Here is a 14,314-nt window from a genome sequence, read left to right as displayed (position 1 = left end):
GCCAGGCTTACTTTATCGCAAGGCCAAAGCCATTTAGGGTCTCGACAGCTTTGTCGTAGATCTGCAGGTACTCGTCCGTGGGCATCACGGTCTTCACATCGTAGCACTCCTGGAAGCGCTTTCCAGCAGGAGGCTTGTGATAGTTCTTCTCGTAGCTGCTGATGAGCTTTTCGAGGATGCCGTTGATCTCCGAGATCTTTTTCCCGCATGTGGCGATGGCCGCCTCTCCCATGATCCTGGCTTCCATACCCGTGGTCTTGTCCATGGCAACGCCCTTGGCGGCGGCGGAACCGGACAGCATCTCACGGCCGGAAGCAGTGTCCACGATGGCCTGAGCGGCCGTCTCGAGCAGACACATCTCCGTGCATGGGCCGGCGATGGGGTAGTACTGGTTGGCGATCAGCAGGTCGGTGTTGGCATCAATTGCCGCAGCGGCATGACCGGCGATCTGGAGGGTCTCCCTCGCGGTCGTGATACCCCACCTGATGTGGATCGGTCCATCTAGATGGAAGTTGCCCTGGAACATGGTGAACGACGCTAGAGTGGTGGCGATGTCACATATGGTGGTCTCCTCCACTCCTCCGCAGTACCCACCGAAGATGGGCATCTGCTCTATCATGATGGTGTCACCGTTCTGGCTCCATCCCGAAAGCATATTGAGGGCCGCCATGTCGATCTTCAGCTCGTTCAGCTGAGAGCATTCGTGAGAATCGCAAGGCCTGAGGCCGCCCATAAGGTTCGAAGCGAGACGCCCCGCTGCGGACAGCGGTGTCTCCGGACCCTATATAGCCATATTCGGTCGTCCGGCCCTGATCCTGGCCTCCCTCACCGCTCTAAGCTCTGCGAGCTCTGCCTTTATCTCCCAAGGAGTGTTGGTCTTGGCACTGTGACCCTCGATGGTGGCCATAACTCCGTTGACCAGAGTGTCCACCACGGCCTCCTGTGCATAGCTCTGCATGACTTGAACGAACACTTCCTCAGAGACCGGGGCTCCGGTCGGTCCACCCTGGATAATGGGCTTTCTGGCATCGTTCCCGTGCCGGGGATCGAAACGCGCTGCATCCTTGCCCTCTCCAAGTAGCAACCACTTGGGGGTCTTCTTGATGCCGTCCCATACCTCTTCCTCGGTTACGTTCATCACACGACCAAGGTCGCAGTTGTAGAAACCAGTAGTGACAAGCATATCCATACCAGCCTGGAACAGCCGGTTCTTCATATCCTTGTCCTCAGGGATCATCTCCTTGCCGAACTTGATCTTGTACTTGTCCTTCATGGCGGCGGCATTTGTGGGGATTATCTGGTAGTCCCACTCGGCCTCGGTCACTTTCTTTCCCTTAGTGAACCGCTCGTACACGTCGAAGATTGTCAATGCTCGTGCTGGTGCCATTTTTTCACCCCATCAGAGTGTTGACCATCTCTACGGCCTGGGCCCCGGACGGGCAGTACATATCACCGCCGATGCTCTCTACCCACTCCTCGTTCGCGGGTGCGCCACCGAATATGGTCTTTGCTTTCATCTTCTCTTCCTTCAGAAGGTCAACGATGTCCTTCTGAACGACGACCGTAGTTGTCATGAGAGCGGATGCGCCAACCACGCCGGCCTTGTGCTCCTTGGCCGCCTCGATGAACTTCTCGGGAGCCACATCCCTTCCAAGGTCGATGACGTTGTATCCTCCGCCCTTCAACATGGCCGCTACCACATTCTTGCCGATCTCGTGGATGTCACCAAGGACCGTCGCGATTACAACGGTGCCCTTCTGCGCCGTCTGACCCTTGGTCATTGATGGCTCGAACACCTTCAGCGCGGTCTCCATGGCCACAGAGGCGGCCAGGACCTGAGGCAGGTAGATCTTAGCATCGTCGAACTGTTGACTGATGACCTCCATCCCCTTTCCCAGGCCATTCTCGACAGCATCGCCCGGTGCGATTCCCGCTGCCAAAGCCTCCTTTGCCGCAGATTCGGCGAGATTTTTGTCCCAAGTCTCTATGGATTTCTTGAGACGTCCCATTATTGCAGCTTTGTCACTCACACATTTACCTCCTGTTTAATCTATGGTTGAAATAGTTTGTGTCTCAATGGTTTTTCTAGTATAAAAACTAATACTGTTGAACAGATAAACTTATATATTAATAAAGTTTAGGTTTTATAGTTAGAAGCATAGTTTCTTATACATCTTTATTTTTTATTTTTTTTAAGTGAAAATGTTTATATACTGTATAATGGAGTTATGGGGTTGAGGAGATCGAGAAGGCGTTAGGGAGAGTTATATGAAGCTGAGCGGAGGAAAAGGCTTATATAAAAATCACGGTCTCGATAATCATTCGCCTAGGCATGCTGTCGTTAAGGCCCCCCTAGATGCGATAGAACTCTATAAGAAAAGGAAGTTCCTTTTAACTAATATAAAAGCGGTGAGTGCGTTTAGCGCAGCCTTGGAGGGTTGGTCCGGGACCACCTGGCCTCTACAGCTAAGGCAGCCGGGTTCAACTCCCGGGCCCTTCGCCATTATTAGTCGATACGAACTCAACGGAGGAGACTTCTATGGCCGTTGAATGGAGCCCTTCACAGAAACAGCGTCTCCGAGAGCTGGGTAGAGCGGACAATGGGGAGATGAAGTTTGAAACAGTGGGGGAACGGGACGCGGCCTTCACTAAAGAGGTAGCTTACTATCAATCCCTGAATCGTAAGGAGATCAGGGATTTACAGGATAGACGTGAGCGTCATCTTCTCGCGGATATAGAGGGGAGGATCGCCGAAGCACTGATCGCCGATGACTTCTTCGAGGTCAGGACCCCGACCATCATCTCCGGCAACGCGCTGGCCAAGATGGGCATCGACCAAAAACATCCCCTTCATGATCAGGTCTTCTGGCTGGATGGTTCAAGGTGCCTAAGGCCGATGCTGGCTCCTAACCTTTATTTCCTTATGCGTCACCTGAAAAGAAATGTCAGGATGCCACTTCAGATGTTCGAGATCGGTCCATGCTACCGGAAGGAATCACACGGCTCCAATCATCTCGAAGAGTTCACCATGCTAAACCTAGTGGAGATGGGTACGAAGGAGGATCCGTTGGTTCGCCTTCGTCATCACATACAGACCGTTATGGACGCCATTGGTCTGCAATACGAGCTGTGCGAATGCGAGTCCGATGTTTACGGAAGGACGATCGATGTCGAGGTGAACGGCGTGGAGGTGGCCTCGGCCGCTCTGGGCCCTCACAAGTTGGACCCGGCACACGGTATCACTGATTCGTGGTCAGGTGCAGGTTTTGGTCTGGAGCGGCTTCTGATGATTAAGAACAACGAGAATAACATCAAGAAGGTCGGCAGGAGCCTGATTTACTTGGGAGGTACCAGGCTTGACATATAGGAGGCAGAGCCCGTTGGCAGTCCACAGGTCTGGGCGAGCCCTCGAGAAGGCAATGGACGGAGACGTACTGTCCCTAGAGGACATCTGCTCCCTTCTCTCCCTCAGGGACCCTGTATCCCTGGATGAGCTTTTCGAATCAGCGAGAGCGGTCAGGAAGAGTAACTTCGGGGATTCAGTGTATTGCTACGGTTTCGTTTACTTTTCCACCCACTGCCGAAATAATTGCTCCTTCTGCTACTACCGGAGATCCAACAAGGAGATCTCGAGGTACCGAAAATCACAAGATGACATAATTGACCTATCCACTTCATTGGAGGACTCCGGTGTTCATCTGGTCGATCTGACCATGGGTGAAGACCCGCTGCTCCATAATGGTAAGGATTGCCAGAATCTCATCGACCTGGTCGATAGGGTCAATAGGGAGGTAAAGGTCCCCCTCATGATCTCCCCCGGCGTCATTCCTATGGATGCCTTCCGTGGTCTGAAGGAAGCTGGGGCGGACTGGTTCGCATGCTACCAGGAGACCCATAACCGTGGACTGTTCGCCAAGCTGAGGCCGGACCAGGACTTCGATGTGAGGCTGTCCCAGAAGAAATGGGCGATGAGCTCGGGAATGCTGGCCGAGGAAGGGATAATGATCGGCGTGGGTGAGTCCATAGCCGACCGGGCCCGCTCCATCCAGATAATGAACGAGCTAGGGGTCCGTCAGGTGCGGGCGATGAGCTTCATCCCCCAGTGCAACACCCCCATGGAGTGCAGGGACCCCGCTATGTTCCTTGAGGAACTGGTGACGATCGCCGTGATGCGCCTTCTGCACCCCGACCGATTAATCCCGGCGAGTCTGGACATTGAAGGCATCAAGGGGCTCAGGTCCAGACTGGATGCGGGAGCCAACGTCATAACATCAATCATCCCACCAAGCACGGGCCTTGCCGGTGTCGCTCAACATGATCTCGACATTGAGGGTGGTGGTAGGACAGTGGCGCAGATAGAGAACGTTCTCGACGAGACGGACGTGCATCTGGCCACACCTGCTGAATACGCATCATTGATCGCAGGATGGGGTCGGGAACATAGGCTATCGGGGGCAAGGCCATGAGGCTGGGAATAGTTGGCGGCGTACTTCAGGGAATGGAGGCCGTCTATCTTGCGGGCAAGGCAGGCTATGAGACAGTGGTGATCGATCGTTGGGACAAGGCCCCCGCAATGTCACTGGCCGACGAGGCCATCGTTCTGGATGTGGTCAAGGACCAGGTCGGAGCGAAGAAGGTCTTCACAGATTGCGATGCCGTGATCCCCGCGAACGAGAACCTCGTGACCCTGAGAAATCTTGATAGGATGTTCAGGGACCTGGAGGTACCCCTCCTGTTCGACATGAGCGCTTATGAGCTGTCGTCATCAAAGGCCTGCTCCAATAAGTACCTGAAGGAACTAGAGCTGCCGCTTCCCACGCCCTGGCCTGAGTGTGGATACCCTGTGGTGGTGAAACCCTCTGGTCAGAGCGGGAGCGTGGGAGTGCACAGGGTCACCAGCGATGCTGAGCTCGAAAAGAGCATCTCGGCGATCCGGGAGATGAAAGATGACCCCATCGTTCAGGAGTTCGTCGAGGGACCTAACATCTCCATAGAGGTTATCGGGGACGGCACGAAAGCTACACCCATGGTCCTCACCGAGGTGCTGTTGGACGAGTCCTACGATTGCAGGATGGTGCGTTGCCCCGTGGAGGGAGCATCACCAGAGCTGGAGAGCATCTTGGGTGGATACGCCAAGAGCATAGCTGAGGGCATTTCCCTCAGGGGGATAATGGATGTTGAGGCCATCGTGAGGGACGGGGTCCCCAAGATCCTGGAGATCGATGCCCGGATCCCCAGCCAGACCCCCGCGGCGGTCTATCATGCCACCGGAACGAACCTCCTCGAGAAACTGGTGGGAGCGTTGGTCCTCGGCAAGCTAGATGAGGTCCCCGTGCTTCACCGGGGAGCGGCCATCTATGAGCATGTTCTGGTCGACAAAGGGATCATCACCTCTTGCGGGGAAGGTTCGTTCTCGCAGGTCCGTGAGCCGAGGATAGAGGCCGGCCTGTTCGGTTCGGACGAGATGATAACAGATTACCGCCCGGGCAAGGCGGTATGGAGAGCCACGATCATCTGCTCGGGCCACACCTCTGAGGAGGCATGGGCCAAGAGGATGCGATGCCTGGAAGGCATCCGGGAACAGAGCGATATGGCATTTTTCCAGGATTGGACATCGGAGGTACACCCATGACACGATTGACACCGCATATGATCAGGGACGTTCCTTTCAGCTCTGCAGAGAGGGACTCGGAGCTAATCAGGACGCTGGGAATGACCCTGAAGGGTCTTGCATATGAGGCCGTGGGGATCGACCTCCGTCAGCTGAGGATGGAGGATTACACCGCCGCCGCCGTTCCCGTAACATCGGGTATGGGGACCACTGAGGGTTTCTCCGACTCGGTCTGCGCCATAGTCGAGCACCTGGGAATGAGCGCCTTCGTTACTGATAGGAGCGATGTAGCAGGATTCAGCGAAGCCATATCGGCCGGAGCCGACATAGTGTTCATGGCCGATGACGATGAGTTCGTGGCCTTCAACTGTCGGACACGGACCTTCTCCAACAACACGCGATCAACTGCTCTGGGTTACTTCACCGCCCTCAGGGTAGCGGCTGACGGTCTGAGGGGTAGGGAGGTGCTCCTGATAGGCGCGGGGAGGGTCGGAACATATGCCGCTGAGCTGCTGGACAGGGAAAGGGCGAAGGTGACCGTGGTGGACATGGACCGGTCTAGGGCGGAAGCTTTGAAGAAAGCCCACGATAATTTCAGGGTGAAGTATGACCTCATGGATGCGGTCATGGAGAGCGGCCTGATATTCAACGCCTCCCCAGCAAGGGTCCCAGGGGAATGGATCCGCGAAGGTGCGATAATATCCTCGCCAGGGATGCCATTCTCCTTCGATGATGAAGGCCTCCGCAGGGTCGGTACATTGATCCATGATCCACTTCAGATAGGGGTATCGGTCATGGCGGTGTGGAGCGCAGGCAAGAGCCTTTCACAGATATCAATTCCAGAGGGTCGGGAGATCAAGATGGAGGCCATCTGATGGTCGATCTCGGTATAGCATTGGACATAGGTACCAGCGGATTCAGGGCACAGGCCATCGACCTGAAGGAAAACAAGACGTTATCGACCGCCATCACCACACGACACCCCATCCCCGGTTCGAACGTCATCGACCACATCAACTTCGCGATAGACGCGGGAGAGAACGAAGCGAATCGCTTGATAGTGGATACGATCGAGAAGCTGCTGCCCCTGTTGAAGGTAGATCTGGGAAAAGTGACCAAGATGGCAGTGTGCGGAAACCCCTTCCAACTCTCTCTTTTCCAGAAGATCGAGATCCGGGACCTGGCCTACGCTGGCCAGAAGATGCTAGAAACGCTGAAGGTGGTCCCACCCAAGAGGGACGGGGATATCCTGCCTGCCTCCGAGCTGGGACTTGAAACTATACCGGGGGCCATGGTGATCATACCGCCTGCGGTGGGTCACGAGATCGGAGCGGATGCCCTGGCAATGCTGCTCATGACCGGTGCGCTGGAACAGGACGAGCCCTGTCTGGTAATCGACTACGGGACCAACGCGGAGATGGCCCTCATCAGGGATGGGAACATTTTCTCAGGTTCAGCAGCTGCAGGGCCAGCCCTGGAAGGGCAACAGATCGAGATGGGGATGCTGGCAGCCCCCGGCACCATCTCCGACACAAACGTGATGGAGAACGGCTGGGAGTGCTGGGTTCTAGATGAGGGATATGTCGCCAAGAAGGGAGACCTGATCGACCCTCGCAGCGGCACTATCAAAGGTAAGGGCGAAATGCATGGTCAGGCCAAAGGCATCACGGGCACCGGAGTGGTGGCCGCTCTTGACTGCGGGATGAGCGCCGGCCTCATCAAGCTGCCCAAGATATTGACAGAGGACACCAAGGTCCACCTCCAGGACGGAGTCCATATCACCGAGAGAGACGTCGATGAGGCGGGAAAGGCCATAGGTGCACTTCGAGCGGGTTACCTCACACTGATGAGAGAGGCAGGCCTGTGGATAGACGATGTTCCCATATCCTTCATGTCTGGTGCGTCCGGGCTGTACGTGGACGCCGTTAAGGCCCAGAGGGTGGGCATGGTGTCCCCCGGGTCCACACGGATCATCCAGTATGGAAATACCTCACTGGCGTTGGCAAGGGAGCTCACCATGGGTAGGATAGAGCTGGACGACCTGAGGCAGTTCGCTCAGAAGCTCAGGGCCACCCACTGCATGTTCGCCACCTCGGAGACTTTCAAGAACCTCTACTCCATCGAGCTCTCCCTGTGGTCCTACGGCATGCCTCTGACATCATATAACGACATGCTGGACATCTACGGCCTCCCCCACCTCCGTCTCGAGCCGGTAAAGGCCACGATAGTGAGGAAGGTCAGAAGGGACATACCCGACCTAGGCTCCATGGGAATTTCCGTCCTGCATGATCCCGGGACGATCCTAAGCGCAGAGCTGGACGGCTGCATACAGTGCGGAAAGTGCGTGGAGTCCTGCCCGGAAGATGCCCTGGCCATCTTGGACGAAGAACCACACCCGAGGGCCGCCGTCCGCTCGGACCTATGCCTGGGAACAGCATGCAAGCGATGTGAGCTGGTCTGCCCTGAGCATGTCATGAAGATAAGGTCACTGAAGGTCTCCAGATGATCATGAGAAAGAGGAGATATCAGCGTCGATCTCCTCGATGGCGCAAGGGATTTGGAATCCGGGAAACGGCCTGGGGCAATGATATCAGATAAGTATAAGCGTGCTGACGTTCATACTCCAACTGATTCTTGGATAGAAAACAAACTATTTCATATAATTCCGCTACCAATAATTTATGCGGGATGAGGAAAGGGGGAACGTCCGAATGATGCTGGGAGTTGAGAGAAAACAAGAGAACGAGGTGTTAGCCTTGTTGAAGATATCGGTCGAGACCTGGAACAAAGCCCTTGCCGTAGAAACCGCGAAGAGGGCTCTGGATATGGGGATCGATCCTTACGAGGCCATTGAGGAAGGCCTCTGCAAAGGGATGATGGGAATCAGCGATGCCTTCAACGAGGGCAAGATATACCTGCCTCAAGTCCTGGCAGCCTCGGAGGCCATGGAGTCGGCCATCGCCATCTTCGAACCCGCGCTCGCTGGAAAATTCTTACCGTACAAGGGAGTGGTAGTGATAGGTACGGTCCAAGGCGATATCCATGAGATAGGGAAGAACGTGGTCACCGCCTTTCTCAGAGGAGCAGGGTATGCGGTCTTTGACCTAGGAAAGGATATTTCCCCAGATGAGTTCCTGCTAGCTGCCAGGGAGAAAGGGGCAGATGTGATCGGGGCCTCCGCGCTGATGACAACGACCCTGGTGGGCCAGAGGAGAATAATCGAGCAGCTGAACGAAGAGAAACTTTTTAGAATAAAAACGATATTTGGCGGTGCTTGTTGCACCCACAGGTGGGTAAGGGACATCGGGGGGGATGCGTACTGCGCATGCGGAGCCGAGGTCGCCAACAAGCTCGACGAGTTACTACTAGAATGACGGAGAGAGGCATTGGCGTCGATCGAAAAGGCTTTGACGGTCTACGAGACCTATCTCCGTTCGGAGCGCGGTGCGAAGGTTACCGAGAACGTCTGGGACAACAAGATAGTCCCCAATGCCGTTACATCTCTCAAGGAAAAGTACGAAATATCATTCGGCGATGAGTTCATCCCCACCGATCCCGACCTGAAGAAGCGTCTGTTCCAGGCAGGGATGGAGCTGCTTATTTCCGTTGGCATTTACAACGTCGATACTGAGCGCATCATCAGAGTGACGGAGGATGAGGTCAGGGCGGGCATCAGGGCAGCCCCCAAGCGCGTGCAGCTCGGCGAATATGGTGACAAGGTCACAATCGAGCCTCGCAAGGGTAACTCGTCAAGAAAGCCTGTGATACAGGGTGGGCCGACCGGCGCTACCGTCTCCGAGGATATGTTCATACCCATGATACAGAGCTATGCCCAGGAGCCCATTGTGGACACCATCGTCGATGGGGTCATGGCCACCGTGGGAGGTGTACCGTCCACCACTAACACACCTTTCGAGATCCTAGGGACCCTGGCAGAGATCAGGGCGGTCCGGGAGGCGTGCATTCGGGCCGGAAGACCATACATGGCCATATAGGGTCCGGAGACACCGCTGTCCGCAGCGGGGCGTCTCGCCTGTGATGGCAAGGACGGTCTCAAGCCGACCGATAGTCATGAGGTCTCCCAGCTGAACGAGCTGAAGATCGACAACATGAGCTTGGCCATGATCTCCGGTTGGAAGCACAACGGCGATGTGATCATGGTCGAGCAGATGCCCATCCTGGGAGGCTACATCGGAGGGATAGAGGAAACGGCAATATGTGATATCGCCACCACCCTGACCTCCTTCACCCTTCTGAACGCCCATTACCACCTGGACGGCCCGATCCACGTCCGTTGGGGGATGACTACGTCGCGAGAGACCCTGCAGGTCGCCGGTCACGTAGCCGCAGCCATCGATGCCAACACCGAACTTCTAGTGGCTAATCAATTCTACACCATCGCCGGCCCTTGCACTGAGATGTGCCTCCACGAGATCGCCGCCCAGGCGCTGCTGGACACCGCCAGCGGAAGGGAGCTGGTCTCCGGATGCGCGACGGCAAAAGGGGTCTCCGAGGATTATACCACCGGCATGGAGGCGCGCATGCTAGGGGAGGTATCGGCAGCGGCAGCGGGCATGGATGTAGATGACGTCAACCGCCTCATTAAAAAGATTGTCAGAAGCTATGAGAGGCAATACCTTACCGCTCCCCTGGGTCGTTCCTTCCAGGAGTGCTATAACGTTCGGAAGGTGGTCCCTACCAAGGAGTACCTTCGTACCTATGACAGTGCCAGCGAGACCCTGAGAGATCTCGGCCTAGACCTGCCAAGTTAGTTAGCTGGGGTGCTGTCCTCTGTTCAAAAAGTAAAAAAGGTCTTGACCAAGCCCGATCGCAATTCGAGCTAAGCCAGATATTATGGATTGAAAAAGGAAAGGAGAAAAATGGAGGCTTAAGGTCCTAGAGGCTCTTCGGAATCGAAGCCGATCAGGATCGAGGCCAGCTTTGGATCGTCCTCGAAGCCATGGTTCTTCCTCAGCATCATATCGGAAGGGGCTGAAGGAGAGCACGATACCACGTTCGTCATGCCCATCTCCGTGATCTCTGGGAAAGAAACAGGCGGCATGACGAAGAACTCCATGGCCTTGCCTTTTCTCTCAGGATAAAGAACGAACTCCTCAGAAAGCCAGATGATCTCCTCCTTGTTCTCTTCCAGGAACTGCTTTTTCTTGTAGGGTAGTATCTCCTCACCCAGGACGGTACCATCATCGGAATAGAGGACCACCGTTGCCTCCGGTGGCGGTCGGAAAGCTCTGTTCTTGATTATGGCGAAAACATGCTGACGTTTCAGGCACTCTTCCACACCCATGTTGATGCAGGGTATCAACATCGCCGCCTTGATATCCTTCTCGATCTCCAGGATCCTATCGCGGCAGTTATCATCGAGGCGAAAGACGTGAACGGTACCCTTCATCTCCGAAAGCCGTTTGATAATATCGTCCGTACCGACCATATGAGGGCTGCAAGATTTAGGATATTATAAACCTACTCTAAGGATTGGATTATTCATCCAACACTTGGAACGTACCGCTGATGGAAGTTTATAATACCGCCTGCGGTGCTCAACTCCCCATGAGCCTAGCTTTGATCGCTAAGCAGCAGCCTCAGGCTATCAGCAAATTGTATAAGCTGAAGCAAGAGGTCTTCAAAGAGGGTGCACTGACCGCTAAGGAGAAGGAGCTCATCGCCGTTTCCGTGTCCTGCATCCTGAAATGCGATACATGCTTGGAGACGCATGCTCTTGCCGCAATAGAACTGGGCGCCACCCGTGACGAGCTGAGGGAAGCTATGCTGGTCACCATGTACCTGACCGGGCCCTCTGCGGTGATATGGAGCCCCATGATCGATAAGATACTGTCAGAGGACGAGCCCCTCAACAGTCAAAATCGAACCTGACCGGTCTCTTCAATCCCAGTCCTGCGGCCGCCTCAACGGTTTTTATCATGGCCGACGGTATGGGGCATGCAGAGTGGGCCAGTACCTTTCCGCAGGCATCGTACACAGGGTTAGAGGAGAACGGCATCTTCAAGGCCTCGAAGGGATCCAGTCCATCCTTCATCACCTCAGGCAACTTCTTAACATAGGGGCAATCGGTGACCATCTCGAACACTATCACTCCATCTTCGTAAGTTGTGGTGATCTTGGTCTTGAACTTGCATACGCCTGGGTCGACGCACATGCTAACGCTAGGGGACATATTGTTGAAGAAGAACCTCGCCCGCACATAATCATTTGCCCTTAAAGAGATCCAAGCAGCGATCCTTCATGGCATGACCGTATGTTCTTCAAGGACGGATCGACCTCCTCCGGCTTGGGCAGCCTACGGCGGCGATTTCATCATCGAGGATCCTGGATAATAGTCCATCATCGGTTTTTCGAGGAAATACCGGGTGAAAAGTAATAAAGGGAGATTCCTTCTTTGCCGCAGTTCCTGCAAGGAAATAAAAGACTTTATAGTGTTAAGAGGGGTTGTCGGTTGGAAATGGCCAAGTCATCTGAATCCTTTGTGCTAATCAAGAACGTCAGCAAGCAATTCGGAGGCTCCTACGTACTAAGAGATGTGAGCGCTGTCCTCGGGGCCGGCGAGATCCTCGGCCTCATCGGCAGGAGCGGCGCTGGAAAGTCCGTTCTCATCAACATGTTGCGGGGGACCCCTGATTATCAGCCGGATGCCGGCAAGGTCATTTACCGTGTCAACGTCTGCACCTCCTGCGGTAAGGTGGACCTTCCATCCAAAGGTCGCCCATGTCCCTTCTGTGGGGGCACCACAGAGATTCAGGAGATTGATTTCTGGGATCTCAAAGAGGACGATCCCCTGCGCTCCCAGGTTCGCAAGCGGATCGCCATCATGCTGCAGAGGACATTTGCCCTGTTCGGGGACATGACGGTCATCGAGAACATCTTCGAGGCCCTGGGAGAGGATATGCTCGAAAAGGAAAAGGTGGAGAGGGCCCTCGACCTCCTGAAGATGGTCAAGCTGGACCATCGTATCACTCACATAGCTCGGGATCTGTCTGGAGGGGAGAAGCAGCGCTGCGTCCTCGCCCGTCAGCTCGCACGGGATCCCATCCTGTTCCTCGCGGACGAGCCCACGGGAACGCTGGATCCCCATACGGCCGATATAGTGCATCAGGTCCTCGTAAATGCTGTCAATACCAAGGGCATGGCCATGGTGGTGACCTCGCACTGGCCCAAGGCCATCAACGCCATGGCGGACAAGGCCATATGGCTGGAATCGGGGGAGATGATGAAGATCGGTCAGCCGGAGGATGTGACCTCCGAGTTCACCGTTGGCTTCGACCTCCGCACCGAGGACCGTGTCCAGATCGGACAGCCTCTGATCAAGATTGAGAACGCGAAGCGTTATTTCTACTCCTACACTAGGGGTGTGGTCAAGGCGGTGGACGATGTGTCCTTGGAGGTCAACGAGAAGGAGATCGTAGGCCTGGTAGGGCTATCCGGCGCTGGCAAGACCACTTTGTCCCGAATGATCGGAGGAATATGCGAACCCTCAGGAGGGAAGGTACTGGTGCGCATCGGTGACGATTGGGTCAACATGGCGGAGCCGGGTCCGGAGGGAAAGGGTAGGGCGACCCAGTATATCGGGTTCCTGCACCAGGAGTTCTCGCTGTATCCTTTCGATACCATTCTACAGAACCTCACAGTGTGCATCGGGATGAACCTTCCGGCGGAGCTCGCAAAGATGAAGGTTATCCAGGTGCTCCTGGGCGTAGGATTCACGAGGCAGGAGGTGGAGCGCTTCCTGTATGCATATCCGGATACCCTGTCCGTGGGGGAGAAGCAGAGGGTGGCTCTGGCCCAGGTGCTGATACGAGAACCTCGTTTGGTCATCCTGGACGAGCCCACGGGGACCATGGACCCCATCACCAAGCTGGCCGTTGCCAGGTCCGTTCTCAACGCTAGGAAGGAGCTGGGGGAGACCTTCCTCATCGTCTCCCATGACATGGACTTCGTGATGAACTGCTGCGACCGCGCTGTTCTGATGAAAGATGGAAAGATCGTCGTCGCCGGTGAGCCCAAGATAATCGTCGATCATCTTACGGAGAGCGAGACCGAGGAGATGCTGGTGGAGAGTGCTTCCAGGTGAAGGGACGCATTGGAAGGCATCTCAGCTTCGTGGAATGCCGGGAGTCCCGGGGCTTGGGCGTTGGCGGAGGTCTGGCCCAGCGCGCCACCATCTCGGAGAGCGGCAGGGACGTGGTAGCCGTGGCCATGGGCCCGGGCAAGAGGCACATCACCAAACCAGTATGCGAGATCACCTATGCCCTGAGGGAGGAGGGGATCGATACCAGCGTCCTGGTGGTCAATGCCGGTTCGGGCGTACCCTCGGACGCCCCGGACGTGAGCACGGGCTCCATCTTCGGACTGGACCAGATAGAGATCGACAGGATACAGCAGTTCAAGATCGCCTTGATACACCTGGGCAATGTCCGCAATCACATAATCTACAAGGCCAGGCTGATCCTGAGGAACGTCGACCTCCCGACCATCATCGTGTGCCAGGCACCGGTCGACTTCGAGGACTTCGCCCGCATCGGCATAAAGACCCGCACGGTGATGCCACGCCCGGAGAACATCGCCAGCAAGGGTACGATCATGGACATCGTCACCGGTGTGGTGAGGGGCACGACCTCTCCTCAGAACAAGCTCGATGAGATCGTGTCCAAGGTCCGCAAGTACCTTTAG

Annotated in this window: 12 protein-coding genes and 2 pseudogenes; 10 read left to right on the top strand and 4 right to left on the bottom strand. The window is 55.5% G+C overall.

Going from position 1 to position 14,314, the window contains the following annotated elements; genetic code table 11:
- Window positions 1-7 precede the first annotated feature (7 nt).
- Window positions 8-1,387 (bottom strand): annotated as a pseudogene (locus GXX95_02480) (monomethylamine:corrinoid methyltransferase).
- 4 nt (window positions 1,388-1,391) lie between these two features.
- On the bottom strand, window positions 1,392-2,009 hold the full coding sequence (locus GXX95_02475; protein ID NLT37008.1) for a dimethylamine methyltransferase: 618 nt from the start codon (window positions 2,007-2,009) through the stop codon (window positions 1,392-1,394).
- A 530-nt stretch (window positions 2,010-2,539) separates the two neighbouring features.
- Here GXX95_02475 and GXX95_02470 point away from each other — a divergent pair.
- The 7 genes and pseudogenes from GXX95_02470 to GXX95_02440 all read left to right on the top strand — a co-directional run bounded on the left by GXX95_02470 (window position 2,540) and on the right by GXX95_02440 (window position 10,383).
- Entirely contained in the window at window positions 2,540-3,367 is an 828-nt protein-coding gene (locus GXX95_02470; GenBank protein ID NLT37007.1) for a hypothetical protein, read from the top strand.
- Between the two features lie 52 nt (window positions 3,368-3,419).
- Complete coding sequence (gene pylB / locus GXX95_02465; protein ID NLT37006.1) at window positions 3,420-4,466, top strand: methylornithine synthase PylB; 1,047 nt, start codon at window positions 3,420-3,422, stop codon at window positions 4,464-4,466.
- Complete coding sequence (gene pylC / locus GXX95_02460) at window positions 4,463-5,632, top strand: 3-methylornithine--L-lysine ligase PylC (protein NLT37005.1); 1,170 nt, start codon at window positions 4,463-4,465, stop codon at window positions 5,630-5,632. The genes pylB and pylC overlap by 4 nt, the downstream gene beginning before the upstream one ends.
- Window positions 5,629-6,486, top strand: a complete 858-nt coding sequence (gene pylD, locus GXX95_02455) for a 3-methylornithyl-N6-L-lysine dehydrogenase PylD (protein NLT37004.1) — start codon at window positions 5,629-5,631, stop codon at window positions 6,484-6,486. Before pylC ends, pylD begins: the two co-directional genes overlap by 4 nt.
- Entirely contained in the window at window positions 6,486-8,117 is a 1,632-nt protein-coding gene (locus tag GXX95_02450; GenBank protein ID NLT37003.1) for a methylamine methyltransferase corrinoid protein reductive activase, read from the top strand. The genes pylD and GXX95_02450 overlap by 1 nt, the downstream gene beginning before the upstream one ends.
- Before the next feature lie 208 nt (window positions 8,118-8,325).
- Window positions 8,326-8,985 carry a dimethylamine methyltransferase gene (locus GXX95_02445; protein ID NLT37002.1) on the top strand — a complete coding sequence of 220 codons (660 nt, stop codon included), beginning with the start codon at window positions 8,326-8,328 and terminating at the stop codon, window positions 8,983-8,985.
- Between the two features lie 21 nt (window positions 8,986-9,006).
- Window positions 9,007-10,383 (top strand): annotated as a pseudogene (locus GXX95_02440) (monomethylamine:corrinoid methyltransferase).
- 116 nt (window positions 10,384-10,499) lie between these two features.
- Here the strand turns inward: GXX95_02440 and GXX95_02435 are convergent.
- Window positions 10,500-11,021, bottom strand: coding sequence for a hypothetical protein (locus GXX95_02435; GenBank protein NLT37001.1), 522 nt, complete (start codon window positions 11,019-11,021; stop codon window positions 10,500-10,502).
- A 158-nt stretch (window positions 11,022-11,179) separates the two neighbouring features.
- Here GXX95_02435 and GXX95_02430 point away from each other — a divergent pair, with 158 nt between their 5' ends.
- Window positions 11,180-11,503, top strand: a complete 324-nt coding sequence (locus GXX95_02430) for a carboxymuconolactone decarboxylase family protein (protein ID NLT37000.1) — start codon at window positions 11,180-11,182, stop codon at window positions 11,501-11,503.
- Here the strand turns inward: GXX95_02430 and GXX95_02425 are convergent.
- Window positions 11,481-11,786, bottom strand: coding sequence for a hypothetical protein (locus GXX95_02425; protein ID NLT36999.1), 306 nt, complete (start codon window positions 11,784-11,786; stop codon window positions 11,481-11,483). The two genes, GXX95_02430 and GXX95_02425, sit on opposite strands and share 23 nt — an antisense overlap.
- A gap of 303 nt (window positions 11,787-12,089) precedes the next feature.
- Between GXX95_02425 and atwA the strand changes: the two genes are divergently transcribed.
- Both atwA and mcrC read left to right on the top strand, forming a co-directional pair.
- Entirely contained in the window at window positions 12,090-13,715 is a 1,626-nt protein-coding gene (atwA, locus tag GXX95_02420; protein ID NLT36998.1) for a methyl coenzyme M reductase system, component A2, read from the top strand.
- Entirely contained in the window at window positions 13,712-14,314 is a 603-nt protein-coding gene (gene mcrC / locus GXX95_02415) for a methyl-coenzyme M reductase I operon protein C (protein NLT36997.1), read from the top strand. The genes atwA and mcrC overlap by 4 nt, the downstream gene beginning before the upstream one ends.

Source organism: Methanomassiliicoccus sp. (assembly GCA_012719175.1).
Classification (GTDB): Archaea; Thermoplasmatota; Thermoplasmata; order Methanomassiliicoccales; family Methanomassiliicoccaceae; genus UBA6.
The sequence above is the reverse complement of the archived record's forward strand: the minus strand, read 5'-3'. Positions and strand labels throughout refer to the sequence as shown.